The sequence below is a fragment of the Burkholderia sp. AU45251 genome (genome assembly GCF_030482905.1).
Lineage (GTDB): Bacteria > Pseudomonadota > Gammaproteobacteria > Burkholderiales > Burkholderiaceae > Burkholderia > Burkholderia aenigmatica.
This window is the reverse complement of sequence record NZ_JAUJQH010000029.1, coordinates 57,747-84,030: the sequence shown is the minus strand read 5'-3', so window position 1 is coordinate 84,030 and position 26,284 is coordinate 57,747. Positions and strand designations below refer to the sequence as shown.

At 66.5% G+C, this 26,284-nt stretch carries 18 protein-coding genes and 1 pseudogene; 10 read left to right on the top strand and 9 right to left on the bottom strand.

Annotated elements, in window-relative coordinates; all coding sequences use genetic code 11:
* The 5 genes from QZM67_RS34560 to QZM67_RS34540 all read right to left on the bottom strand — a co-directional run.
* Nucleotides 1-2,227 (bottom strand): ESPR-type extended signal peptide-containing protein (locus QZM67_RS34560; RefSeq protein WP_301810358.1); only part of this gene is annotated, 2,227 nt, incomplete at its 3' end.
* 1,222 nt (nucleotides 2,228-3,449) lie between these two features.
* Entirely contained in the window at nucleotides 3,450-4,352 is a 903-nt protein-coding gene (locus QZM67_RS34555) for a ferritin-like domain-containing protein (protein WP_301810355.1), read from the bottom strand.
* Nucleotides 4,353-4,436: 84 nt separating this feature from the next.
* Nucleotides 4,437-4,655 carry a hypothetical protein gene (locus tag QZM67_RS34550; RefSeq protein ID WP_043180681.1) on the bottom strand — a complete coding sequence of 73 codons (219 nt, stop codon included), beginning with the start codon at nucleotides 4,653-4,655 and terminating at the stop codon, nucleotides 4,437-4,439.
* 228 nt (nucleotides 4,656-4,883) lie between these two features.
* Nucleotides 4,884-5,534 carry an NADPH-dependent FMN reductase gene (locus QZM67_RS34545; protein ID WP_175024630.1) on the bottom strand — a complete coding sequence of 217 codons (651 nt, stop codon included), beginning with the start codon at nucleotides 5,532-5,534 and terminating at the stop codon, nucleotides 4,884-4,886.
* A 311-nt stretch (nucleotides 5,535-5,845) separates the two neighbouring features.
* The gene (locus QZM67_RS34540) at nucleotides 5,846-6,151 is read right to left on the bottom strand and encodes an NIPSNAP family protein (RefSeq protein WP_122949615.1); all 306 of its coding nucleotides are present in this window, start codon (nucleotides 6,149-6,151) and stop codon (nucleotides 5,846-5,848) included.
* Between the two features lie 280 nt (nucleotides 6,152-6,431).
* On the opposite strand from QZM67_RS34540, the gene QZM67_RS34535 reads away from it, so the two are divergent.
* From QZM67_RS34535 to QZM67_RS34525, 3 genes are all read left to right on the top strand, one after another.
* Complete coding sequence (locus QZM67_RS34535; protein ID WP_301810351.1) at nucleotides 6,432-7,220, top strand: GNAT family N-acetyltransferase; 789 nt, start codon at nucleotides 6,432-6,434, stop codon at nucleotides 7,218-7,220.
* 359 nt (nucleotides 7,221-7,579) lie between these two features.
* Nucleotides 7,580-9,664: a potassium-transporting ATPase subunit KdpB gene (kdpB, locus tag QZM67_RS34530; RefSeq protein WP_301810373.1), complete on the top strand. Its 2,085-nt coding sequence runs from the start codon at nucleotides 7,580-7,582 to the stop codon at nucleotides 9,662-9,664.
* A 40-nt stretch (nucleotides 9,665-9,704) separates the two neighbouring features.
* On the top strand, nucleotides 9,705-10,403 hold the full coding sequence (locus tag QZM67_RS34525; RefSeq protein ID WP_175024628.1) for a response regulator: 699 nt from the start codon (nucleotides 9,705-9,707) through the stop codon (nucleotides 10,401-10,403).
* An 8-nt stretch (nucleotides 10,404-10,411) separates the two neighbouring features.
* Here the strand turns inward: QZM67_RS34525 and QZM67_RS34520 are convergent, their stop codons facing one another.
* From QZM67_RS34520 to QZM67_RS34505, 4 genes are all read right to left on the bottom strand, one after another.
* On the bottom strand, nucleotides 10,412-11,065 hold the full coding sequence (locus tag QZM67_RS34520) for a transglycosylase SLT domain-containing protein (protein WP_301810349.1): 654 nt from the start codon (nucleotides 11,063-11,065) through the stop codon (nucleotides 10,412-10,414).
* Nucleotides 11,066-11,192: 127 nt separating this feature from the next.
* Complete coding sequence (locus QZM67_RS34515) at nucleotides 11,193-12,551, bottom strand: DUF3999 domain-containing protein (RefSeq protein WP_301810348.1); 1,359 nt, start codon at nucleotides 12,549-12,551, stop codon at nucleotides 11,193-11,195.
* Nucleotides 12,548-15,925 (bottom strand): DUF2339 domain-containing protein, encoded by a 3,378-nt coding sequence (locus QZM67_RS34510; RefSeq protein ID WP_301810347.1) that lies wholly within the window; start codon nucleotides 15,923-15,925, stop codon nucleotides 12,548-12,550. The genes QZM67_RS34515 and QZM67_RS34510 overlap by 4 nt, the downstream gene beginning before the upstream one ends.
* 26 nt (nucleotides 15,926-15,951) lie before the next feature.
* Nucleotides 15,952-16,200 (bottom strand): hypothetical protein, encoded by a 249-nt coding sequence (locus tag QZM67_RS34505; RefSeq protein ID WP_301810344.1) that lies wholly within the window; start codon nucleotides 16,198-16,200, stop codon nucleotides 15,952-15,954.
* Between the two features lie 207 nt (nucleotides 16,201-16,407).
* On the opposite strand from QZM67_RS34505, the pseudogene QZM67_RS34500 reads away from it, so the two are divergent.
* The 7 genes and pseudogenes from QZM67_RS34500 to QZM67_RS34470 all read left to right on the top strand — a co-directional run.
* Nucleotides 16,408-17,699, top strand: a pseudogene (locus QZM67_RS34500) (glycine betaine/L-proline ABC transporter ATP-binding protein); the annotation flags it as partial.
* Nucleotides 17,692-18,588 (top strand): choline ABC transporter permease subunit, encoded by an 897-nt coding sequence (gene choW / locus QZM67_RS34495; RefSeq protein WP_043180664.1) that lies wholly within the window; start codon nucleotides 17,692-17,694, stop codon nucleotides 18,586-18,588. The pseudogene QZM67_RS34500 and the gene choW, both read left to right, overlap by 8 nt.
* Nucleotides 18,589-18,695: 107 nt before the next feature.
* Nucleotides 18,696-19,694, top strand: a complete 999-nt coding sequence (locus QZM67_RS34490; RefSeq protein WP_011354068.1) for a GlxA family transcriptional regulator — start codon at nucleotides 18,696-18,698, stop codon at nucleotides 19,692-19,694.
* Nucleotides 19,695-19,792: 98 nt separating this feature from the next.
* The gene (locus QZM67_RS34485; protein ID WP_175024623.1) at nucleotides 19,793-20,740 is read left to right on the top strand and encodes a choline ABC transporter substrate-binding protein; all 948 of its coding nucleotides are present in this window, start codon (nucleotides 19,793-19,795) and stop codon (nucleotides 20,738-20,740) included.
* A 704-nt stretch (nucleotides 20,741-21,444) separates the two neighbouring features.
* A complete protein-coding gene (locus QZM67_RS34480) occupies nucleotides 21,445-22,422 on the top strand; it encodes a fimbrial protein (protein ID WP_301810341.1) in 978 nt (325 codons plus the stop codon).
* 434 nt (nucleotides 22,423-22,856) lie between these two features.
* The gene (locus tag QZM67_RS34475; RefSeq protein WP_301810338.1) at nucleotides 22,857-24,059 is read left to right on the top strand and encodes an HlyD family secretion protein; all 1,203 of its coding nucleotides are present in this window, start codon (nucleotides 22,857-22,859) and stop codon (nucleotides 24,057-24,059) included.
* Between the two features lie 3 nt (nucleotides 24,060-24,062).
* Complete coding sequence (locus QZM67_RS34470; protein WP_301810336.1) at nucleotides 24,063-26,162, top strand: peptidase domain-containing ABC transporter; 2,100 nt, start codon at nucleotides 24,063-24,065, stop codon at nucleotides 26,160-26,162.
* Nucleotides 26,163-26,284: the final 122 nt, after the last annotated feature.

The window sequence follows — 26,284 nt, the reverse complement described above, 5'->3', positions numbered from 1 at the left end:
CGGTGGACAGCGAAGAGATCGAGCTGTTGGCCGACGAGAGACCGGTCGACGTGGAGGTCGACAGCGAACCGATCGAGCTGTTAGCCGACGAGAGACCGGTCGATGCGGAAGTCGACAGCGACGTGACGCCGGTGGACAGCGAAGAGATCGAGCTGTTGGCCGACGAGAGACCGGTCGACGTGGAGGTCGACAGCGAACCGATCGAGCTGTTGGCCGACGAGAGGCCAGTCGACGCAGAAGTCGACAGCGACGTGACGCCGGTGGACAGCGAACCGATCGAGCTGTTGGCCGACGACAGGCCGGTCGACGTGGAAGTCGAGAGCGAACCGATCGAGCTGTTAGCCGACGACAGGCCGGTCGATGCGGAAGTCGAAAGCGACGTGACACCGGTGGACAGCGAACCGATCGAGCTATTGGCCGACGAGAGGCCAGTCGACGCAGAAGTCGACAGCGACGTGACGCCGGTGGACAGCGAACCGATCGAGCTGTTGGCCGACGAGAGACCGGTCGACGTGGAAGTCGACAGCGAACCGATCGAGCTGTTAGCCGACGACAAACCGGTCGAAGCCGACGTCGACAGGCTCACGATGCTCGACGTCGTCGTGCTCGCGACCGAGTAGAGCTGGCTGCCGTTGATAGCGTCGGTGCTGCTCGAGGTGACGAGGCCCGCGGCAACGTTCTGGATGCGGCGCTCGTTGCCTGCCGTACCGACGCTGACGACGCCGTTGGCACCGCTTGCGCCGGCAAAGTTGCTGAACGTCTGGCTACCGATCGTGGCGGAGCTGACCGAACCGGTGCCACCGGTCGCCGAGTTAGCCGTACCGATCGTCGCCGAGTTGTTGCCAAGGGCAACGGAGTTTGCCACGTTGGCCACCGACAGGTAGCCGAGCGCCAGCGCGTTGCCGGCCGAAGCGGTCGACTGGTAGCCCATCGCGACTGCATTGCCGTTACCGCTGGCCGTCGCGAACGACCCGATCGCAATGTTTCCGGCCTGGGAAGCCGTGGATTGCTGGCCGATCGCAACGCTCTGGAGCGCACTGGCCGTCGCCACGCCAAGCGCCACGCTGCCCCCGCCAGCAGCGCTGGCATTGACACCGATCGCGGTCGCATAGTTCGCCGTCGCGGAACTGCCGCTGCCGTAAGCGGCGGCAGGCGCCGAAGCGCCGCCCGCATACGACGAAGCGCCGACCGCGGTCGAACCCGCGTAAGTCGCCGTGGCGCTGCTGCCGATACCGACCGAACCCGCACCCGTCACGCTGTTGGCACTGCCCAACGCAACCGCGCCGGTGCCGTTCGCCGAGTTGCCGTTGCCGAGCGTGACCGCACCCGTGCCGCTGGCCGAGTTGCTGGTACCGAGCGCGACTGCGCCGTCGCCGCTGGCCGTCTGTGCGCGACCGATCGCCACGGCGCCGCCGTTCGCGGAACCGCTGTTGGCGGTCGTGCCCGACGAGCCGATGGCGACGTTCTGGCCCATCGCGCCGGAAACGATGCCGTCACCCTGCGCGATGCCGTACGCGCCGCTCACGGTCGCACCGCGACCGAGCGCAATACCCGATGTCGCGCCCGAGGCGATGAGCGATTGACCGCCGAGCGCAATCGAATTGGTTGCGGTAGCCGACGCGCCGGCTACCCCGTTGTTGCCGATGGCGATGGCGCCGGCGGCATTCGCAAGCGTCTGGGTCGTAGCCGGCGTGCCGTTTGCCGTCGAGCCGCCGATGGCGACCGAGTTTGCTCCGGAGGCAAGGGCGAGACTCCCGACCGCAGTGGCGAAATTATTGGAGGCAGTTGCCGCCTGGCCCAATGCGACCCCGGCCGGGCCGGACGCAGTCGACGAGCGGCCCATTGCCAGCGAATTGGAGCCGCTCGCCACCGCATTGGCGCCAATGGCCGTACTGCTGTTGGCGCCGGCCGTTGCATAACTGCCAATGGCGGTTGCATAGGCGTCGGAAGAGGTTGCACCCGCCCCGATGGCCGTGGAGTTGTTGGACGAAACCGTCGACGAAGGGCCGATAGCGACCGCGTTGGGGGAATTGGTAAAGCCGCCCCCGGCCGAATAGTACTGCGCGTGCGCCACGTTGCTGGCCACCGCCCCCGCTGCGAGGACTGCGGTTGCAACGGCCTTCACGACGGCCGACTTGTTCGGCTTGCCCCGTGCCGAATCGTGTTCGGATGCTGCGACCCACGCGCCAAGCGCTTCGTTCCAGATCGAGCGGTATGTGCGGTTCATGTCCTGCTACCTCCAAATGTGCACGCCACACACCGGTCTCTTTCGTTAGAGGATTACTCCGTGCGCTCGCGCGAATCTCAAAATTGATGGGCGGAGTTTATTGGATCGGGATTTTTTAAATTGACAAAGAGTGATAAATGGAAGGTTTTGAAAGTTAAAGGATGGTTAATGCATCGCGTTTTGATGTATTGCTGCGGAATGCATTTGAAGGGTGCAAGAATGCTCGTTGTAGCGTTCTGTCGGTACGCTCGAGATTCTATTTTTCTCATTAAAATCAATTGGTTGTGTGGTTTTTGTGCGGTAGGTTACACGTCCGAAGAGCTCAAACGTAAGACAAATGAAATAGCAAACGTTTGCGCATCGGGAAATTCTTTCATGAATGTAATGTTGTTGGGTGTGAGAATGGACAATATGATTACTGTCTTGTTAATTTGTTAATTCATGATTTGGGTGTCGATTTTCTATTGATTTTGTGTGTTATCTATAAATCAATTTAATTTGGAGTTTCGACTATTGGGCTGTGCTGATTTGCGCATCCTGGGCGCGACGGTGGCCCGCGCGACGGGCGTTTCGGGCCGGTTGGGGCGTCGAATTTGTAAAAAAGTGCTACAGAGCGGTGGGCTGGGCCGTCATCATTCGTCTTTCGAATTTGTCCTATTGACTGTTTCGGTTATGTTGATATTCGGGCGGGATTCGGAGAGGGGGTAAACCCGTCCGGGAGGCGTGACCCGCTTCCGCTTTGGGCCGGCTGGCGACAGGGTGTGAATGACGCTGGCCGGCAAGGGCGGCGGCGCCACCGAATCATCAGATCCTGGATGTGACAATTTGTCCGGGCGCGGCGCACGCGCGCCGAAGTTCCAGAAAAAAGGGCGGGAGCAAATGTGGCGTGCGCGGCACACCCGGCAGCCGGATGCAGCGCGGTACGGTCTCGTACCGCGTGCGATGGGGTGACGCCGAGCCGTCGGCGGGCCGGGCGATCCAACGGATGCGGTTCGCCATGCAAGTGCGACGAGCACGCATCGAGGTTCGAACAGGACGCAGGGCACGGAACAGAACGGATGCATCGATCGCAGCGGATCGTTTGCTGCGCGCCCGGATGCGGACGAAGCGACTGCGAGCCGCCGGATTCCGGCGCAACTCGGGCCGTCCCGGCGTGACGATCGTCGACGGGCGTTGCCCGGTTGCTCGACCGGGCAACCGGGCCCTGTCCCGAGCGGTTGCCTTACTTCTTGAGAAACCGCAGCGCGAACCGCGCCATGCGCGGCACGAACATCGGGCGCAGCAGGCGCGTGTCGTAGCCGGCCATCCGCCGGTCGTTCTCCGCAAGACACAGTTCGATCAGCTCGCGCGGGTTGAGCGCGTCGCCGATATCGGCGGTGCCGGTCGCCGGGAAGTTCGCGTCGCGCGCGACGCCGTCGGAATCGATGCCGCGCGCGATACTGATGCGTTCACGAATCAAATGCACCCACACGGCCGCGACCCGCGCGAAGAACCACGGCCGGCGCCACCACGGCAGGCTGCGCCAGTACCACGCGTACCAGTTCACGAAGAACAGGATGTGGCGGCCTTCTTCCTGGATCACCGGTTCGAAGGTGTCGACGAGTTCGGGCGGGAAGTAGCCGGAGCGCTGCGCGGAACGGAACAGCCCGAACGCGAAGAAGCTGTCGATGCATTCGCTGAAGCCCGTGACCATCCACGACCACTCGGGATCCTTCGGCGCAGGATAGGGCGGCTCGGGGGCGAGCCGGATGCCGTAGGCCTCGACGAGCTTCGACAGCACGACCTTGTGGCGCGCTTCCTCGCCGCCGTCCATCTCGAGCGCGCGGCGCAGCAGCGGATTGTCGATCGTCGCCGCATAGGTCGCGACGCGGATCGATGCGCGGCCTTCGGTTTGCACCGCGATGTCCCAGATCGGCAGCGACGTGAGCCGTTTGAGCTCGGCGGGCTTGAGCGCGGGCCAGTCGATCACCGCCGGCTTGTACGGGTTGTGTGTGTCGAGCAGCATGCGGCAGAACATCTGCATGTGCGCATCGGAACCGATCCGGACCGGACCTGGCCTCGCGAAGGTCCAGTTGCGCATTGCGTGATCTGCTGCTGCGTGCTCTTCCTGCAGCGTGTCACTCATGGCTGTTGCTATGCGATTACGGGTCGAAAGATTCTTGCATAGCTTCCGTAAACGCGTATTTTCGAGCGGCCATGCGCGCGCCGGTCACGCGTGCGTGTCGACCCAGAGGCGGCCCCAGCGGGACGCGTAGGCCAGCGCGTGCTCTTCCTCGAAGAAGAAATCGATCGCGTCGAACGACACGGCGCGCGGCGACGGGCCGCCGCTCGCCTTCTCGATCGTCAGGTTGGCGGCGAACAGCCCGTTCGGCAACCGGGCGGCAGCGGGGGCAACTTCGTAGCCCTTGTAGCGGATCGTACGGTTCATGGCGTGCGCGGAGAAAGTTCGGAGGTTCAGCGTACGAAAACCCGCCCGCGGCGTGAACCAATCTTTCGGCCAATGCAAATCACGCGGTGGGCCGAATCGTTATCGGCGCGGGGCAAGGGCAGCACGGAGAGGTGTCGACGTGCGCGGCGCGTGGCCGCTCGTCCGAATGCACGCCGCCCGCGCCGGCGAATGTAGTCGGCCGGGCGCGGGCGGTGGAAGGCGGGGGGATTACTGGTTGGCGATCTTCAGCACGGGCGCGAGCGCATCGACCGATGCCGCATGCGACGCCGCGCGATGCGATGCGAACGCGAGCGCGAACTCGGCCGCCTGCGTGCCGACCGTCTCGAGTTGGGCGACGACCTTCAGATCGGAGCAACTGTCGGCGCTGTCGAAGCGCGTTTCGAGCGTGTTCACGGTCGCGCCGAACGGCGTCGGCCAGCCGCGCAGCGCGTGCACGATCGAACGCAGCGACGTCAGCACGGTGCCGGCTGCCTGCCAGCCGTAGGCGGTGACGATCAGGCCGACCGCGCGTCCGTCAAGATAGGGGCGATCGTCCGCGCGCAGTTCCTCGAGCGTGTCGAGCGCGTTCTTCACGAGGCCGGAGACGCCCCCGTGATAGCCGGGCGTCGCGATGATGATCGCGTCGGCCTGGCGCACGGCGTCGATCAGTTCGCGCTGCGCGTCGGTCAACGTTTTGTGTTCGGGCGCGTAGTGCGGCAGCGTATGCAGGAACGGGCCGTCGAACAGGCGCGTGCGTGCGCCGGCCGCCTGCGCACCGCGCAACGCGAACGACAGCGCGCGTTCGGTCGACGACGCTGCCCGGGTGGTACCGCCAATGCCGACGACGAACGGGCGGCGGTGTTGATCGAATGCAGTCAAGGGGCGCTCCTTGGGGATGGCTTGCCCGGCTAAGCACAGGCTTAAAACCCAGATGGTAACGACCCCGCCGCCACTCTGAAAACGACTTTTCGTTCTATCGATATGCCGCGCGGCAGGGGCAATCGTGTGCGCGACCGCCCAGATCGATAGCAGAAATGCTTGGTTGGGAGGGCGGGCCGTGGTCGATAAGATGGGCCCGTCTCCTCCTTGATGTCTCTACTGACATGGGTTGGCCCCGCCGCGCGGATGCAGGCGGGGCTTTTTTTCGTCCCGGTCGGGAAAAGGGGCGCGATGTGCGGGGCCGTTGTCCGTTACTCGAATACCGGCCGGAAGAAGCTGCGCTCGTAGCTGACGATGCAGCGCGTGTCCTCCGCGTAGCGGAACGCGGCCTGGCAGGCCGGATCGTCCATCGAGCGCTCGCGGTAGCGCTCGTATTCGGCGAGGCTCGGGAACGAGAACATCGCGAGCGCAATGTTGTTCGCCCCTTCGGACGGCAGGAAGTAGCCGTGATGCGTGCCGCCGAATTTTTCGACGAGCGGAATCCACATCTTGCCGTAGGTCTCGAACTGGTCGAGCTTGTACGGATCGATGACGTAGCGAAGGAAGCAGGTGACCATGAGCGCGCTCGGTGCGGGGAGGAACCAGCGAGTCTGGATGGCGCCGCCGCATGTGTCAACGGCGCACGTGTCGGCATTCGATGCCGACGTGAATGGCGTTGCTTGCGCGCACAACGATCGGTCCGCCTTCACGCGTCCTTCACCCCGCAAACGAAGCCGCGACACGCATCGATGTCACCGTCCATCCACACGCATTTCCCCAAACTTTTACGACATTTTTTCTTGCGAGGGCAGCCAGCGCGCTCATAGACTTCGGGCATCCCAACCACGGAGCAAGGCAATGTCGATACCCTGGAACGCGATCGCCGAACACACGCCTGCCGCGCCGCCTTCGGTGTGCGCCGATCGGGTGATCGTGCGGCGTTTCGATCCGGCCTTCGACAGTTATGCACAACTCACGCCGATGCTGCATCGCGCGTTCGCGCGGCTCGGCGCGATGGGGCTCAACTGCACGTGCGTCGATCAGAGCGAGGACGTCACGCGCCGTCGCGCGGAAGCCGGTGAGTGCTACGTCGCCGTGTGCGGCGGGCGGGTGATCGGCACGGCCACGCTGTATGCGACCGATCCGTCGTCGGCGTGCTCGCTGTACCGGCGCGAAGGCGTCGCGAGCGTGCGGCAGGTGGCGGTGGATCCCGATTGCCAGAGCCGCGGGATCGGTGCGCTGCTGCTGTCGTTCGCCGAGCAGTGGGCGGCGTTGCGCGGCTATACGCTGCTCGCACTCGATACGCCGCATCCCGCTTCGCACTTGCTGGCGTTCTACGGCGCGCAAGGTTTCGACGTCGTCGACGTGATGCGCTTCGACGGCAAGCGTTACGACAGCGCGATCCTCTGCAAGCGGCCCGTCGCGCAGGTTGCACGTCGCGTGTCGCCGGCGTCGCGCATGGCCGTACGCGTGGCGGCCGTGCGGCGTCTCGCCTATGCGTTGCCGTCGCGCGTGGTCGCGGTGGCCCGGCGCGACCTGCATGTGCGACGTGGCACAGGCTGGGCAGCGCGACGCGCGGCCGGTGCTGCGAGCTGCCGCTCGTCGCCGTGGCGGCCGCGTCAGCACGGGCGCTACACGTTCGGCTGAACGCCGTGCGCCGGTTCGTTTTCCTGCTTTGCCGCGTAAACGTCGTATGAGCGGAGTGTGGCGCTGCCGCTCGTGTACGGCCCTTGAGACACCCCCGCCGCGCCGCGGCGAAACGGACGTTTACGCGCTTTTTATACCTTGACGCGATCCTTTGCCGCGATCTTCACGCGAACCTTCATAAGATGGTTTCGTGGAAACGGAAGCCGCACGCGAAAACGCGCGAAGGCAGCCGGCTCGCCTGACCGATGCCGGATGCCGCTGCGCGGGCGTGCCGGCAAAAGGAAACCGCCATGTCTCTCTCACCCGTGCCAGGCTCGCGCCCCGCGCAGCCAGCTCATCCGCGCACGGCCGTGCGCTCGATGTTCGATCCCGCGCTCGTGCGCCCCGCGATCGCCGATTCGTTCAGAAAACTTACGCCGCGTACGCAGTTCCGCAATCCGGTGATGTTCTGCGTGTACGTCGGCAGTATCCTGACCACGATCCTGTGGATCGCCGCGCTGTTCGGCCAGGCCGAAGCACCCGCCGGCTTCATCGTCGCGATCGCGCTGTGGCTGTGGTTCACCGTGCTGTTCGCCAACTTCGCCGAAGCGCTCGCCGAAGGGCGCTCGAAAGCGCAGGCCGCATCGCTGCGCAGTGCGAAGCACAACGTGGTCGCGAAAAAGCTCGCGGCGCCGCGTGCGAAGGCACCCGTCGAGGTGATGGCGTCGACCGACCTGCGCAAAGGCGACGTCGTGCTCGTCGAAACCGGTGACACGATCCCGGCCGACGGCGACGTGATCGAAGGTGTCGCGTCGGTCGACGAATCGGCGATTACCGGCGAATCCGCGCCGGTGATCCGTGAGGCGGGCGGCGACTTCTCGTCGGTGACGGGGGGGACGCGCGTGCTGTCCGACTGGATCGTCGTGCGGGTCGCCGTCAATCCGGGCGAGGCGTTCCTCGACCGGATGATCGCAATGGTCGAAGGGGCGAAGCGCAAGAAGACGCCGAACGAGATCGCGCTGACGATCCTGCTCGTTGCTTTGACGATCGTGATGCTGCTCGCGACCGCCACCTTGCTGCCGTTCTCGACGTTCGCGGTCGAAGCGATGAAGGCCGGCCATGTCGTGACGATCACCGCACTGGTTGCACTGCTCGTGTGCCTGATCCCGACGACGATCGGCGGCCTCTTGTCCGCGATCGGCGTAGCGGGGATGAGCCGGATGATGCAGGCGAACGTGATCGCGACATCGGGCCGCGCGGTGGAAGCGGCCGGCGACGTCGACGTGCTGCTGCTCGACAAGACCGGCACGATCACGCTGGGCAACCGCCAGGCATCGGCGTTCGTGCCCGCGCCGTTCGTGACCGAGGAAGCGCTGGCAGATGCCGCGCAGCTGTCATCGCTCGCCGACGAAACGCCGGAAGGCCGCAGCATCGTCGTGCTCGCGAAGCAGCGTTTCAACCTGCGCGAGCGCGACATGCATGCGCTACATCCGGTGTTCCTGTCGTTCAGCGCGCAGACGCGGATGAGCGGCGTAGATCTGTCCCCCAAGGGGACTTCCTCCGGGGCGCCGGGTCGCGAGATCCGCAAGGGCGCGGCGGACGCGATCAAGCATTACGTCGAGTCCCACGGTGGCCGCGTCACGCGCGAAGTCGAAGCGGTCGTGACCGACATCGCGCGCCGCGGCAGTACGCCGCTCGCGGTGGCGGAGCGCGTCGACGGTGTCGCTCGCGTGCTCGGCGTGATCGAGTTGAAGGACATCGTGAAGGGCGGCATCAAGGAGCGCTTCGCGGAACTGCGCAAGATGGGCATCAAGACCGTGATGGTGACGGGCGACAACCGGCTGACGGCCGCGGCGATCGCGGCGGAAGCGGGGGTCGACGATTTCCTCGCGGAAGCGACGCCTGAAACCAAGCTCGCGACGATCCGCGAGCATCAGGCGGTCGGCCGCCTCGTCGCGATGACGGGCGACGGTACCAACGACGCGCCGGCGCTCGCGCAGGCCGACGTGGCGGTTGCGATGAACACCGGCACGCAGGCGGCGAAGGAGGCCGGCAACATGGTCGACCTCGACTCGAACCCGACGAAGCTGATCGAGATCGTCGAGATCGGCAAGCAGATGCTGATGACGCGCGGCTCGCTGACGACGTTCTCGATCGCGAACGACGTCGCGAAGTATTTCGCGATCATCCCGGCCGCATTCGCGACGACGTATCCGCAATTGCGCGTGCTCGACGTGATGCATCTCGCGTCGCCGGCGTCGGCGATCCTGTCGGCGGTGATCTTCAACGCGCTGATCATCGTCGCGTTGATCCCGCTCGCGCTGAAGGGCGTACGCTATCGTCCGCTCGGCGCGGCGCCGCTGCTGCGCCGCAACCTGCTGCTGTACGGCCTCGGCGGCGTGCTGCTGCCGTTCCCGTTCATCAAGCTGATCGACATGGTGCTGGTGGCATGCGGATGGGTTTGAACATGCGCGCGCATCGCGCACCGGACGAAGGCGCTGCCGGATGAGCGAACCGACCGTCGTCATCGTGATCGTCGACGAAGACAGGTTCATCCGGCATTTCGTCCGTGTCGCGCTAAAGGCCGAACACATGCACGTCGTCGAGGCTGCGACCGGTGCGGCGGGCGTGGCGGCCGTCGGTGCACGACGGCCCGACCTGATCGTCGCGGACACGAACCTGCGAGACCTCGGCGGCACCGAACTGATCCGCGCGCTGCGCGCGTGCTCGGCCGCGCCGCTGATCGTGCTGTCGGCGCTGAGCGCGGAGCGCGATAAGGTGGCCGCGCTCGACGCGGGCGCGGACGACTACCTGACCAAGCCGTTCGGCGCCGCCGAGCTGATCGCGCGGATTCGCGCACATCTGCGGCGGCAAGCCGGCGGCGGGCGCATCGATGCGGTGTGCGTACGCTTCGGCGACGTGACAGTCGATCTCGCCGATCGCCAGGTGCTGCGCGGCGGGGCGCGCGTGCATCTGAGTCCGATCGAATTCCGCTTGCTGGCCGCGCTTGCGCATCACGCGGGCCGATTGCTCACGCACGACCGCCTGCTGAACGAGGTGTGGGGTGCGGCGCACGGTAAGGATGCGCACTACCTGCGCGTGTATGTCGGCCACCTGCGGCGCAAGCTGGAGTGCGATCCGCGGCGGCCCGCATACATCGTGACGGAGACGGGCGTCGGCTACCGGCTTGCCGGCGCGCAGTAGCGACGCGCTCAGGGATTCGCGGCCGTGCGCAGCGCGTCGTTCGTCGTGCCGTTCGAGCGGCGTAACTGCGCATCGAATTGCTGCACGCGCAGCGCGACGCGTTGCGCATAGCGTTTCGTGCCGCCGTTGTAGCGCACGAGCGCGGTTTCGACGTCGCCGTCCGCGTCGTCGAGATAGCCGCGGAAGATGGCCGCGCCGATCCGCACGTTGGTGGCCGGATCAGAGAGGTCCTTCACATGCGCGACGAGATCGCGATGGGCGGTGGGCAGCACCTGCATCAATCCGCGCGCACCGGCGACACTGACCGCACGGCGATCGAAGCCCGACTCGACCGCGATGATCGCGAGCAGCAGCGCCGGGGCAAGCCCGTAGCGATCCGATTCGGTCTGCACCGCGCGCGCGATCGTGCGCGCATCGGCATACGCGATGTGAAAGCGGTTGCGCAGCGCGGTGACGATCGTGTCGAGGGTGGGGGGCGGCGAGGCTTCGGGCGTGCTGGCGGCGGCGACCGGTGCCGCTGGCATGTCATCGGCATGCACGGGCAATGCGATCGACAGCGGCAGCGCGATCGTGAATGGCAGCAGCAGCCGCTTCAGCCGCAGGGCCGGGTGCACGCGCAGGCGTGGCGCCGGCCGCTCATACGATGGATAGGTTTCCTGCATGTCGTCGCATCGTGGTTCCGATGCGACGACTGTACGCAGTTATGCATTGCGACCGTCGAAAGAAACCGGCACGCGAGATAAACGGCGCGTAAAGACGGGCGACGGGGGCGCGCATGACCGCGCGGTGTCACTCGTCGCGGCCGCGCGTATCGCCGCCGCCTTTCGCGAGGCGCCATGCAATCGTGCCGAGCACGCCGACCGCGACGATCAGCGCGCCCCACAGCACGAAGCGGCGCGGCGCGTCCGTATCGGCGGCCGGCGCCGGCGCGACCGCCGATACCGGCAACGCCGCGCCGACGCGCGCGGGCCGCACTTCGGGCGCCATGCCGACCAGCAGTGCGTCGCGGCTCACGGCCGACGACACGCGCGACGCGTCGCCGACGCCGAGCGTAAACGGCGGCGCGCCGCGCGCGACGAACGTCAGCGCGGCCGGATGCCAGCCGATCGCGACGGCCGGCTGGCCGCCGCCGAAGCCGCCGTTGCGCATGTCGACGACGATCCGCCACGCGCGATCCGTATTCGCCGCGAACTCGAGCGGCGGATTGCGCTGCTCGCCGGCCTTGCCCTGCAGCCGGAACAGCACGGCGCCCGCGACGTCGCGCCACGGCGCCTGCGCGTCGGCGCGGCTCTGCAGCGTCGCGCGCGCGACGGTATTCGGCTGCGGCAGGTCGATGCGTACGCGGTCGACGGGATACGCGCCATCGGTGTCGAACAGGTACTCGCCGGGCGTGCCGCCCGCCCGCACGTGGACGGCATCGCGCCATTGGCGCGGCACGGAGGCGGTGTCGGTCCCGTGTGCGTTGCGCGGGTGCGTCTCGACGTCGATCGACGCGATCGCGGGCGCGCCGTCGAGCCAGTCGAGCCGCAGGTAGCGCGGCGCCGCGCCTTCGAGCGCGATACGCTCCTGCACCAGCATGTCGTCGCCGTGGCCCACCTTCAGCAACTGCGTGCTGCCGAGCGATCGCCAGCTGCGCAGGTCGTCGCTGGCTTCGACGGCGACACGCCCCTGGTAGCTGTCGTCACCCACGTGTACGAGCAGCGCGTCGATGTCGCCGTCCGCATGAGACAGGTCGACGAGATCCGCGCCGTGCTTCGCGCGCGCCGGTGTGGCGACGCCCGCGCGCAGCGCGCCGTCCGGGCCGACCGTCACGCCGAGCGGCGCGTTGCCGTTGTCGGCGCGGGCGGGCGGCAGCGGGAACCAGTGCACCGGCGTGCGCGCAGGCGGTACGGCGGGCGTGGCCACGGCGGGCGCGTCGAGCGAATACGGCACCGGCTCGCCCGCGCCGTTGAAGATGCGCACGTCGCCGAGATCGTCGCGCCGGCTCGCCGCATAGACGGGCTGCGGCACGGTGAGCTGGTAGTACGCGGCGGCGCCGTCCAGGTCGAGCGAGAAGCGCTGCGTGCCGCGCCCGGCACCCGGCGTGCCGTCGGCCGCCGCGACCGACGCGAGCAGGCTCAGGCCGAGCAGGGCGGCGAGTCGTTTCATGGCGTGTCGTCCTGTTGCGCGGCGGTTTTCGGCGGCAGCGGCGAGAAATAGCCGATCAACAGCAGCAGCACGCCGATGCCGATGAACGACACGATGCGCTCGATGCCGGTCACGTGCGACAGGTCGAACAGGAACAGCTTGACGACCGTGAGCGCGAGCAGCGCGGCGCCGACGAACCACAGCGGACGCAGCCCGCGGCGCGTGGCCCAGATCGTGATCGCGAGCGCGCAGAGCGTCCAGTACACGGACACCGACGCCTGCACGAGCGTTGATTCCGCCATCGCGCCGAGTTCGTACGGCACGCCGGCCCAGTGATGCAGCGTGCGCAGCAGGATCGCGTTCAGCCACAGGAACGCGGTGGCGCCGGCCGCACTCAGCAGCGCGACACGATAGTTGTCGAACGACCAGCCGAGCTTGCGCGCACGCACGAACCACGTCGCGGCGAGCGCATAGACCACCGCGAGCACGAGGTCGAGCGGGTTGAAGAGCGGCACGCGCGCCCAGCTTCCGCCGTCCTGCGTGAAGTTCGCGTAGAAGGTCCACACCCACATCACGACGATCAGCGGCAGCGACGCGAGCGCGCACACGCGGGCGATGCCGTCGCGGCGCGTCAGCCACATGCCGGCGAACGCGAACAGGCTCCAGCCGACCATGAACACCTGCTGGATGCCGAACGACGACAGCACGGTGTCGATGTCGTAGACCATGTGGAAGCGGTGATGCAGCGTGCGCAGCATCAGCGCGTTGAACCACAGGAACACGGTGGCGATGGCCGCGTAGTCGACGACGCGCGGATGCCACGCGATGCCGAGCGTTCGCAGGCGGCGCAGCCACACGGCGAACGCGACGAACACGAGGAACTGTGCGATGTCGAGCGGGTTGAGCAGCGGGAGCCAGAAGAGCGGCGCCGCGTTGCCGTCGCTGGTCACGCTGGCGATGCTCCACAGCCACAGCAGCGCGGCGAGCGGTGCCGTGCCCCACACCTGGTACGCGCGCGGGAACGCCGCGACAGGCCAGCGCAGGCGCGAGCCGGGGCCGGACACCAGCAGGAGCAGCGCGCCGAAGCCGTAGGCCCACGCGCTCCAGCTCCACGCGCCTTCGGGCACGTACGCGCGCAGGCGCCAGAAGCCTTCGAGCGACAGCAGCCCGCACAGGGTCCAGAACGTCAGCGTGTGCAGCGGCGCGAGGATGCCTGCGGCGATGGAATGCGCCGTGCCGTTCGCGGAATCGGCGCTTGCCGTGCCGCGCGACTGGCGCCACAGCAGCGCAAGGCCTGCGCCGACGGCGACGGGCCAGGCGAACGCGCCCAATCCCGACAGTGGCGCTTCATGTGCATCGAACGCACGCAGCGCGAGCAGCGCCAGCACCGGCGTCAGCGCGAGCGCGGGCCATTCGGCGAGCGGCCACGCAAGCCGGCGGCGCGCGACGTGCGCGAGCCACGCGGTGCCGGCCGCGAACAGCGCGGTCGTATCGACGACGAAGCGGTCGGCATGCAGGTCGACGTGACGGCTCGCGTAGACGAGGATCTCGTGCAGGCCGCCGCTCACCCACCACAGCAGTCCCCACGCGGCAGCGGCGGCACCGATCTCGGGCATCCACGCATGCCACGCGCGCGCTTCGCTGCGCCCGTGCAGCCACCAGCCGGTGAACAGGCCGGCGAGCGCGATCAGCAGCATCGCGATGGTCGGGCTGTTCAGCACGGGCAGCGCGGTGGCGTCGGCCGGCCCGAGCAGGCTCGTGAAGAACGCGCCGGCCGCGGCAACCTGCATCAGCAGCCCGAAGGCGAACCGCAGCATGCGCTTCTCGCGCACGCCGAGCCAGACGACGGCCGCGCCTTCGATCGCCCATGCGGCGCTGGTCGTCGGGCCCGAGAACGCGAGCGGCACGGCCAGCGTCGCGAAGATCACCGCGAGCGCGAGCGTGGATTCGAACAGTAGCGCGAGGCGGTCGCGGCGCCGCGCAAGCCACGCGGTGACCACGACGTAGAACGCCGACAGCGCGACGGCGCTCCACGCGAGCCCGAACGGCATGTCTTTCACGAGCGATGCCTGCAGCGCGGTCGCGACGATCGGCGTGCCGAACACCAGCGTGCCGTCCACGTAGTGCCGCAGCGCGAGTTCGCGCTTCACCGCATACAGCAGCGCGATGCCGACATACATCAGGAAGAACAGGATGAGGAACGGCTCGGTGCTCGCGAACAGCGCGGGGCGGTAGGCCGTCACGCCCCACGCCGAGCCGATCGTGAACGTGAACACGAAGCCGAGCAGGTTCAGCGGCCGCCAGGCCTTGAACCACGCGATCGCGAAGATGCCCGCGTTCAGCAGCGCGTAGTAGCTGAACAGCGCGACGTGGTTGCCCTGGCCGGTCGACAGCAGCACCGGCGCGAGAAAGCCGCCGGCGCTGCCCATGAACGCGAGCGGCAGCGCGTTCTGCCGCACCGCGAGGAACGCGCTCAGCGCGCACACGGCGACCATCAGCGGGAACGCAGCGCCGACCGGAAGCAGTGCGTAAAGCTTCGTCGCGGCGAAGATCGTCAGGTACAGGATGCCGACGCCGCCTCCTTGCAGCACGAGCCCGTACGCCGCGCGGCGCGCACGCACGTGCCAGCCGATCGCGAGCAGCGCGGCCGCGGCGAGCGCGGTGCCGGCGAGGCGGAATTCGATCGGCAGCATGTTGTTGTCGGCCGCGTACTTGAGCAGGAACGCGACGCCGAAGAACAGCACGATGATCCCGACGCGCACGACCGTATTGCCGCCGAGCAGCCAGTCGCGCGCGGCGCGGAAGGCGCGCTCGACGAGGTCGGGTTCGCGCGGCTTGGGCGGCGCGGGCGGAGCCGACGGTGCAGAGGGCACGCGCGTTTCGCTTGCCCGGGTCGCCGCGGCCGGTGCCGGTATCGATGCCGGTGCAGCGGCGCGAGCCGGTGCCGAAGCGGATGCCGGTGCGTCCGCACGTGCGGCAGCCGGCTGCGCAGGCGGGCGCGGCGGCAGGGTGGCCGAAGGCGGGACGGGTGCGGATGGGGTGGCAAAGGCGGCGCCGATCGGCGTGTGTACCACCGCGTCAGTCGTGGCCGAACCGGTCTTCGCACCGGCCAACTGGCCGCGCAGCGACGCGACTTCGCGCGTCAGCGTCTCGACGGTTGCTTCGAGGCGCGCGACGCGCTCGGCAAGCGGAACCGGCGGCTGTACGGGGGGGGGCTGCATCGCGAACGTGTCGGGTGTCGCGCCCTTGGTCTTGCGCTTGCGCTGTTGCAGCGTGTTGTCGAGGCAGAACCCGATCGCGGCGCCGAGCATTGCGCCGGTGATGGCGGAGAAATCCCCGATCAATGCGGCAATCCCGCCCACGATGAAGCCGATTGCGGTAAAAGCCCAGTTCATCTCGCCTTGCTCCCTCTCTCGTATCGTTATCGGCCCGCGATCGGACTTGTGCCGATCGAGGCGGTGTCGGCATGGCCGGCAGGCGAACCGGCATGCGCGGCTGACAACGGTAGCCGCGTGGCGGCCTGCGTCGCGATCAGCCTGTTGGCGGGGAATGTATCACAGCGGCCGTCGCGGATTTTCCGGGGTGGCGCGGTATCGCGGCGCGCGCCGTCCGGTGTCGTCGCGCGGCTTTTTGCACGGTCATGCTTTTTATTGGTGAATGCCTCGCTCATTCGTCTGAGCAGATCGACGTGCGATCGGACGTGAAATTGTCGTAAAGCGACGCGTGCCCGATGCGAATCGGCGCAAAACGCGACGCGATCTGTGTCGCGCTGCTGCGCACAAGTCCGACGCGCGATGCCCGCCGTTGTTGGTCGTGCGCGTATTGCGCCGCCGCAATCGGGTGCCGCCGCGTGCCGCGGCCCGCCCGGCGGGGCTGGAGGCCGTGTCGTATTTGCGCAAGCGTTTGTCGTAATTCGTCGGCAGGTCGGGGTTTTTTCTGGCAACTATGTAGGCACGCTATGACAAGCGCGAGTCCCCGCTACACGAGGAGAAGGTTTCGATGGATGCCCCCAAGGTCGTGGTCGAAGGTCTGTGCAAGGTGTTTGGAAGCAACCCGCAGCAGGCGCTCGACATGCTCGCCGCCGGCGCGACGAAGGACGAGGTGCTCAAGCGCACCGGTCAGGTCGTCGGCGTGCACAACGTCTCCTTCGATGTGCAGGAAGGCGAAATATTCGTGCTGATGGGCCTGTCCGGCTCCGGCAAGTCGACGCTGATCCGCCTCGTGAACCGCCTGGTCGATCCAAGCGCCGGCAAGGTGATGATCGACGGGCTCGACGTCGCGTCGGCACGCCGCTCGGCGCTGACCGCGCTGCGCCGCAAGGACATGAGCATGGTGTTCCAGTCGTTCGCGCTGATGCCGCATCGCTCCGTGGTGTCGAACGCCGCGTTCGGCCTCGAGGTCGCGGGTGTCAGCAAGAAGGAACGCGAGCGCCGCGCGATGGAAGTGCTCGAGCAGGTCGGCCTCGCGCCGTTCTCGCACAAGCTGCCGTCCGAGCTGTCGGGCGGCATGCAGCAGCGCGTCGGCCTCGCCCGTGCGCTGGCCGTGAACCCGTCGCTGATGATCATGGACGAGGCGTTCTCCGCACTCGATCCGCTCAAGCGCCGGGAGATGCAGGATGTGCTGCTGCAACTGCAGAAGGAACAGCGCCGCACGATCATGTTCGTGTCGCACGATCTGGAGGAGGCGCTGCGCATCGGCAACCGCATCGCGATCATGGAAGGCGGCCGGCTCGTGCAGGTCGGCACGCCGCAGGACATCATCGCGAACCCGGCCGACGATTACGTGCGCGCGTTCTTCGACGGCATCGACACCAGCCGCTACCTGACGGCCGGCGACCTGATGCAGACGGGCGCCGTGCCGATCGTGTCGAAGTGCGATGCCGCGAACGTCGCGGCGACGCTGAACGGCAGTGCCGACTACGCGTTCGTGCTTGATGCGCAACGCAGGCTTCGCGGCTTCGTCACGCGCGATGCGATCGGTCAGGCGACGCCGTCCGTGAGCCCGATCGAATCCATCCGCCGCGATGCGTCGCTCGAACATGTCGTCGCGCGCGTGGTCGCGAGCCCGAATGCCCTGCCGGTCGTCGACGACGACGGCTGCTACTGCGGCTCGGTCGATCGTGCGCTCATCCTGAAGGCCATCACGCGTTCGCGAGGTTCCCATGTCTGAAATGATTCCGCTCGGTACCTGGGTCGACCAGTCCGTTCACTACCTGCTCGACCACGACGCCAAGACGTTCGACACGATCGGTCAGGCGATCGAGGGGCTCGCGGCATTCGTCGAGCACAGCCTGCAGGCGATCCCGATGTGGATGATGATGGCGATCTTCATCGGCGTCGGGCTGTGGCGGGTGGGCTGGCGCTTCGCGCTGTTCACCACCGCGTCGCTGCTGCTGATCTTCGCGACGGGCTTCTGGGATCAGACCGTCATCACGCTCGGCCTCACGCTGTCGTCGACGATCATCAGCCTCGTGCTCGGCATCCCGCTCGGCGTCTGGGCGGCGAAGAGCAAGTGGGTGGCCGCGATCGTGCGCCCGATCCTCGACCTGATGCAGACGATGCCCGCGTTCGTCTACCTGATTCCGGCCGCGATGCTGTTCGGTCTCGGCCGCGTGCCGGGGATCCTGTCGACGGTGATCTTCGCGATGCCGCCCGCGGTGCGCCTGACGAGCCTCGGTATCCGCCACGTGAACCGCGAGATCGTCGAAGCCGGCCAGGCCTTCGGCTGCACGCCGTGGCAGTTGCTGTACAAGGTGCAGTTCCCGAATGCGCTGCCGTCGATCATGCAGGGCGTGAACCAGACGATCATGATGGCGCTGTCGATGGTGATCATCGCGTCGATGGTCGGCGCGGGCGGCCTCGGCAACGACGTGCTCGCCAGTATCCAGCGCCTCGACATCGGGCTCGGTTTCGAAAGCGGTCTGTCGGTCGTGCTGCTCGCGATCATTCTCGACCGCATCACCGAAAGCTTCGGCCGTGCGCCGGGCACCGTGAAGGCGCCGCTGTTCTCCGGCCTCAAGCAGTTGTTTCGCGTGAAGGCCGCACCCGCACAGGCCTGACCTCCGGCGGCCGGAATCCCCGGCCGCTCACCCTGAATAGAGATAACGGCTTCCGCGGCTTCGGCCGCGGGGCTGGCCCCCTGCAACCTCCTCGCCAGGAGACCGATGTGACGTCCGCCGTCGCTGTCGCGCCCGCCGCCTGCGTTTCACCGGTTTCGTCCCTCGCCCATTTCGGCTTCCTGACGCTGCCGAACTTCTCGATGATCGCGTTCTCGAGCGCCGTCGAAGTGCTTCGGATGGCGAACTACGTCGGACGCGCAGATCACTACCAGTGGTCGATCTACTCGCTCGACGGCAGTCCGGTACACGCCAGCAACGGCATCGCGGTGCGGCCCACGCAGGCGCTCGACTACACGAACCTGCCCGACGTGATGATCGTATGCGGCGGCATCCGCATCCGCGACGTGGTCGACGAAGGCGCGCGCGATACGCTCGCGGCGCTCGCCGAACGCGGGCTGCCGCTCGGTGGCATCTGCACCGGCGCGTATGCGCTGATGTCGAGCGGGCTGCTCGACGGCTATCGCTGCACCGTGCACTGGGAGAACCTGTCAGCGCTGCATGCCGAGTTTCCGCAAGTTGGCTTCGCCGATGAACTGTTCGTCGTCGATCGCGACCGGCTGACCTGCACCGGCGGCACCGCGCCGCTCGACCTGATGCTGAACCTCGTCGGCATGCGGTTCGGCCAGCAGCTGGCCGCGCAGGTCTCCGAGCAGTTCATCCTGGAGCGCATCCGCAGTTCCACCGACACGCAGCCGATTCCGGTCGATGCGCGCGTCGGCTTCTCGCGCGCGGAGCTGATCGAGGTCGTGCGGCTGATGGAGGCGAACATCGAGGAGCCGCTGTCGCTCGAGGAACTCGCGCGGCTCGTGCGGCTGTCGCAGCGACACCTGCAACGGATGTTCAAGGTGTACCTGAACGTGTCGCCGACCCACTATTACCTGACGCTGCGCCTGAAGCGCGCGCGCGACCTGCTGCGCACGACCGACGCGTCGATCGCGCGCGTGACGACGGTCTGCGGTTTTCATTCGCCGTGCCATTTCAGCAAGGCCTACCGCGCACAGTTCGGCCATGCGCCGAGCTACGAGCGCCGGCTGCCGGGCCGCTGACCGACCCTATGGTCCGCGACGCCGCCGGGATCGCGGCGCGCGGCTTCAATAAACGATCCCGCATTCAAGCAAACGACATCACTTTGAGGAGAAGCAAGATGAAGCGCCTATTGATCGCAGCGGTGTGCGGGATCGGGATAACCGCGCCGATGTCGGCCGTGTATGCGGCCGATCCGCCCGTATGCAAGAACGTGCGCTTCGCGGACGTCGGCTGGTCCGACATCGCGGCGACCACGGGCCTCGCGTCGACGATGCTGCAGGGGCTCGGCTACAACCCGACGAAGACGATCGCATCGGTGCCGATCACGTTCGCGGGGATCAAGAGCAAGCAGATCGACGTGTTCCTCGGCTACTGGTCGCCGACGATGGACCCGATCATCCAGCCGTTCACGAAGGCCGGCACGATCAAGGTGCTTGCGACGCCGAACCTGACCGGCGCGAAATACACGCTCGCGGTGCCCGACTACGTGTACCAGGGCGGCCTGAAGTCGTTCGCCGATATCCAGAAGTACGCGGACAAGCTGAACGGCAAGATCTACGGGATCGAACCGGGCAACGACGGCAACCTGCTGATCAAGAAGATGATCGACGGCAACCAGTTCGGCCTCGGCAAGTTCAAGATGGTCGAGTCGAGCGAGGCCGGGATGCTGGTCGAGGTGAATCGCGCGATCCGCGACAAGCAGTGGATCGTGTTCCTCGGCTGGGAGCCGCATCCGATGAACGTGCAGATGAAGATCGACTACCTGACCGGCGGCGACGACGTGTTCGGCCCGAACTACGGCGAAGCGAAGGTGCTGACGGCCACGCCGCCCGACTATTCGCAGCGCTGCCCGAACGTTGCGAAGTTCGTGTCGAACCTGCAGTTCACGACGACGATCGAGAACCACGTGATGATGCCGATCATGAACAAGGAAGACCCGAACAAGGCGGCGGCCGAGTGGCTGAAGGCGAACCCGCAGGCGCTCGACAAGTGGCTCGCGGGCGTGACGACGCTCGACGGCAAGCCGGGCCTGCCGGCGGTGAAGGCGTATCTCGGCGTGCATTGAGCCGGACGATTGCCGGCTTCGACGTGAAGATGCCCGCCTCGTGAAAACGAGGCGGGTTTTTTATTGCTCGCTCGAACTCGCGCGCGACGCGCGTCGGGCGAGGCGGAATCGGTAACCCGTCCGGACAGTGCGATCCGAATATCAGAAAAAACAAGATCGTCTCCCCCGGCAACCGGCCCGCGCCCTTCATGAAAATTCCTGAAATATTTCAAACTTGTCCGATTGGATTGCACGAGCCCGGGAGGGAGAATGGCCGCTCCATTGCAGAAAGCGATCGGTAAATCCCGTCAGTGCGATTTCCCGGCGCTTTACGCAGGTGACAGCTGTTTCTGCCAGATGATTGGGTATTGCTATCGCTCGCGTTTGAACGACGCAGATCGGAGGGGCCGCGCTCGGACCGCAAGCAGAAAAGGATGGGCGACGGTGTGACGACACGTGGGTGAACTGCATGCCGAATCTCTGGGTTTGGGAGTGCCTTGGGCGTGGCAGCGGCGCCTGGCAGCTCCTTGAGTCGACCACGAATCGGAGAGTAATTCGCAATGAATCACGAGGGCCGTTGCAATCTGTTGGGGCGTATGACGGTATCCGGGAGGGACGAAGGCGCGGCGTCGGCTGCCGGAACCAGGTCGCGACGCAGGCCTGTTCATGCGTCGGCATGTTCCGCACACCGCCACTTTCAACGAATGGCTGGCGCGGCGTCCGTCTTGCTGCTCGCATGGTTGCCGCTATCCGCGAGGGCAGCCTGCGAAATCGGCAGCGGCGGCGTCTATCGGGTGTCGCTTGCGCTGCCGTCCAGCGTCACGGTGCCGCGTGACGCGCCGATCGGGTCCGTGATCGCGAGTGTGCGATACACGTATTCGTTCAATCAGTCGAATCCGGTCGGCGTCTTTTGTACGACCGGCACGACCGTGGAGAACATAAGCGGATCGGGGAAATGGTCGACCAACGGTGTGATTCCGACCGAGGTGAACGGCATCGGCTACCGGCTGAGACTGGAATCCGACGGCTATGTGCCGGATACCGGTTCGTACCAAGTGCCGGTTTCGGTATTCAATACGCCGTCGCGGTGCGGCTATCCGGCAAGCGGCAAGTGCTTCATCTATCTCGGCACCCCGGTCGTGCTGGAACTCGTCAAGACGGGCGAGGTACCGGCCAACGCGGCCGTGAAGGGCGGGTTGCTGTTCACGCAGCGCCTCGGCGGCATCACGGCGTCGACGGTCACACTGACGACGCCCGAGGTTCGCGTTGCGACGCAGAGTTGCGCCGTCACGACGCGCGAGGTGTCCGTCAAATTCGGCACAGTCAACATGCGCGAACTGCCTGACGTGAACAGCGTATCGCGTGAGCAAGCACTCGGAATCACGATCGATTGCCGGGGCGTGTCGTCGAAACTCGCCGTGACGTTCACCGACGTGTCGAACATGAGCAATCGCTCGGACGTGCTGTCGCTGACGTCCGGTTCCTCGGCGGCGGGGTTCGGCATCCAGATTCTCTCGGCCAGGAACCCGATCCGGTTTGGGCCCGACTCGCCGGTGGCCGGCAATCCGAATCAGGTGTCGATCGGACAGGTCAACAACACGGTTTACACGGCGCCTTTCACTGCGCGCTACATCCGCACGGCGTCGGCCGCCAAGGTCGGCACGGCCAACGGCGCCGCGTCGTTCACGGTGTCATACCAGTGACCCGTTGTTCCTGCCTCGGTCATGCCAGCATGCCGGCCCGGCGGCTGGTTCAATTTTCATCAGTATTTTCAACCGCAGGAGTAAGCAACATGCAAAAAATCGATCGCGCCGCACTGGCGCAGTCCCAACTGGCCGGCGGCTGCTGCAAGCTACGAAGGACGACGTCGGCGACGCGTGCGGCGCCGACGCCCACGACCACGACGCCTACGCCGCCTACGACGCCGAAACCGCCTGTCACGCCGCCGCCCGGCGGCGGCGGCGGCGGGACCGTCCGGCCGTGATGTATCGCGAACCGGCCGCTCCGGTTGGTTCGCGCATTCCTTTTCAACCCGGCGCCAGTTTCACGTTGGCGCCTGCCTTCTTGCCTGCCGTCACGGTTCCGCTAGCAGCACGAGCGGATCGCGCGGCGCGCAGGTCATCGTGAAATTCGCATAGTGGATTGGGAAGCTGGAAAAATACCGCGTTTCACGGATGTCTCGTGGCGCTGGATTGCGTATTGCACGTCGGCGATCGTCGTGGTGGGTTTCGTCTACGCGTTCGTGCAGGAAATCGAGCTCAAGCGCGACGTGCCGTGCGAGATCGTCTCGTCGTCCGACGTCAGGATCACGGGGCACGACGGCCTGGTCGTCGCCGTCTACGTGAAGCCATCCGAGCGCGTGCGCAAGGGGCAGCCGCTGTTCCGGCTGGCGCGCGACCTGACGCTGTCGACGGACGGGCGGCCGCGCCCGGCGTTCGACGAGACGATGCGCGACAGCCAGGTCGCGGCGGCGAATGCGCAATTGGACGATCGTGCCGCCGCGCTGACTGCCCGCCGGCAGGCGGCCGGGCGTGCAGAGGCGGCACGCATGCGCGAACTGGATGCGCTCGACGAACGCCAGCGCCGCACGCGGTTGATGACTGACGATGCCCGGAGCAGACTCGCGCGCCTCGAAGGAGCGGCCGATTACGTGCTTGCCGACCGGATCGAACAGGCCCGCATGGAGGTTCGCCAGAACGAAGCGGGAATCGCCCAGGGCGATGCGCAGCGCCAGGCACTGCTCGCCGACCTCGAAACGTTGCGCGGCGGCCGGCGCGAACTCGACGCCCAGATCCGCGAGTTGCGGGCGCAGCGTGATCGCGACGTGCAGGACATTCTGATGCGCTTCGAAGCGGCGCGCCGCGACATCACCGTGTCGGCGCCGCATGACGGCGTCGTCACGTTTTCCCGTCTCGTGCCGGGGCATGCGATCGAAACCGAAGACGTCGCACTCGTGATCGAGACCAGTCCGGCACAGCCGCTGGCCGCCGCGTTGCGTATCCCGTCCAGGCAACGCGGCTTCGTCCGGGAAGGCCAGACGGTCCGGATCAAGCTCGACGCGTTTCCTTATGCGCGCTTCGGAAGCGTCGCAGCACACATCGTCTCGATTTCCGGTACGACGATGACGCCGGCCATCGCTCCGTCGCCGTCGGCACCTCCCGACGCTGCGCGGCCGACCGAATACATGGCGTGGGCGACGCTGCGCAGCGCGACGTTTGGCTCGCCTCGCGAGCCGCTGCGGATCCTGTCCGGCATGCGCGGCACTGCGAGCGTCGTGGTCGAACGGCGCACGATCGCCGAATGGGTATTCGAACCGCTGTTCCAGATGATCCGGGGTTGACGCGTGCGCGTGATTTACCAGAATGAAGTCGCCGATTGCGGCTATGCGTGCCTGGCGATGGTGCTGAACCATCTCGGGCGCGCGACCGAAGTTCGTGAGATCGCCGCGCATCGGCCCGTGTCGTCGCACGGCCTGTCGCTGATGGATCTGTACGATGTCGCAACCGAATTCGGGCTTGCGGTGCAGGCGTACCGGTTCGATGCCGGCGATCTGGTCGGTATCAAGCCTGGCTCGATCGTCCACTTTGGGGGCGCGCATTTCGTCGTGTTCGAACGATTCCGCCGGGGCTACGTGCAGGTAATCGATCCGGCGGTCGGACGGCGGCGCATCGCACTTGACATGTTCCTGTCGAGCGTGTCCGGCTATTTGCTCGAATGCGCGCCGACGCCCGCGCTGCCCCGTATTCGGGCGCGCTCGCGGGTGCCCGCTGCGCTTGAGCGGGTACGCGCGCTCAATCCCGGTTTGCGTGCGCAAATCGGCAAATTGCTGTTTGTCGCGCTCGGCAGCCAGTGCGCGATATTGGCGATGCCGTATCTGGGCAACCTCGTTCTCGACCAGGTCGTGACGAGCGACAACCGGAACCTTCTGCACATTCTTGCGCTGACGTTCGCGAGCATTTTCACGATCGGCACGCTCAGCCGGTTCGTCCAGTCCTATCTGTCCGCGCTGGTTCACACGCTCGTCCACGTCAACGTGACCGAAGGGCTCGTCGGTCAACTGCTGCGTCACCCGATTCCGTATTTTGAAAAGCGCAATGTCGGCGACCTGTTCGCGCGGGTCAAATCGCAGGACGAAATCAACGATTTCGTGGTGCAGACGGCGATCTCGCTGCGCGTCGACCTGGCCGTCGGCGGCATCGCCGTGCTGCTGATGCTCGTGCAGAGTCCGCTGTTGACGGGCGTCGCGCTCGGGATCTTCGCTGTCTATGTCGGTGCGTCGTTCGCGCTGTATCCGTCGATGCGCGACGCGCACATGCTGGCGCTCGAACGCTCGGCGGAATGCGAGGACCTGCTGTTCGAGACGATCCGAGGTGCTTCGCTGATCAAGCTTGCGTCCGGCGAAGTGCGGCGCACGGCGATCTACATGGCGAGGTTCAAGGCCTGCGCCGCCACGATGTTGCGGAGCGCGAAGCTCGCGGCTGCACGCGATGCCGTGCTGAAGTTCGTCGACTACGCAGACGTGATCGCGGTCACGTGGCTGTCCGCCGGGCTGATGCTTGACGGCAAGATCTCAGTCGGCGTCTTCTATTCGTTCATGATCTACAAATCGCTCGCGTCCGAGCGGCTCGCGCAGGCGCTTAATGCGATGTTCGGGCGCTTCATGCTGACGGTGCCCGCCGAGCGGGTCGCGGATATCGCCGAAGGGGAGCCGGAGCGCTACACGCCGCTGGAGCAAGCCGGGCGCGCGGTCGAGACACATCGCTTCGACTCGGTCGGGATGTGCGATGTGTCGTTCGGCTATGGCGCGTCCGACCGGCGCGTGCTGACCGAGATCAATCTCGAGATCCGCCGCGGCGACCGGATCGCGATTGTCGGACCGTCCGGAAGCGGCAAATCGACGATCCTGAAGCTGCTGTGCGCCGCGGAGTCTGCCCAGCATGGCGAAATTCGCCTGAATGGCGTGCGCTACGCGAACCTCGCGGTCGACGAGATTCGCCGCCACATGACGCAGATGCGGCAAGGCGACCTGATCCTGCGCGGCTCGATCGCCGACAACATCACGATGTTCGGCGCGAATGTGGATCACGTGCGCGTCAATGCGCTGCTCGACGCAGTGGGACTGCTCGACGATGTGATGCGTCTGCCGATGCGCACCCGCACGATCATCAGCGATTCGATCGCCAATATCTCGGCCGGGCAGCGTCAGCGTCTGTTGCTGGCGCGCGCGCTGTATCAGCCGGCCGAGCTGATGTTGCTGGACGAGCCGACGTCGAATCTCGATGCGGCATCGGTACAACGCATCGCGGCGCTGCTGCAACACATCGAACGCACGGTCGTCGTGATTACGCATGATCGCGCGCTCGCGGCCACGTTCGAGCGTTGCTACGAGCTGACGGCCGGCGGCCTCGTGCCGACCGCGCGCAACGTCGCGGGGGTGGCATGATTGGCCCCCGCGCTCAGTCGCCGCGTATGGGACCGAAGTGCGCGCTAAAGCGCTACTCCGGATCGACAGCTTTGCATGGGACCGGAGTAAGCACCAAAGGCGCTAACTCCGGATCGACAGCC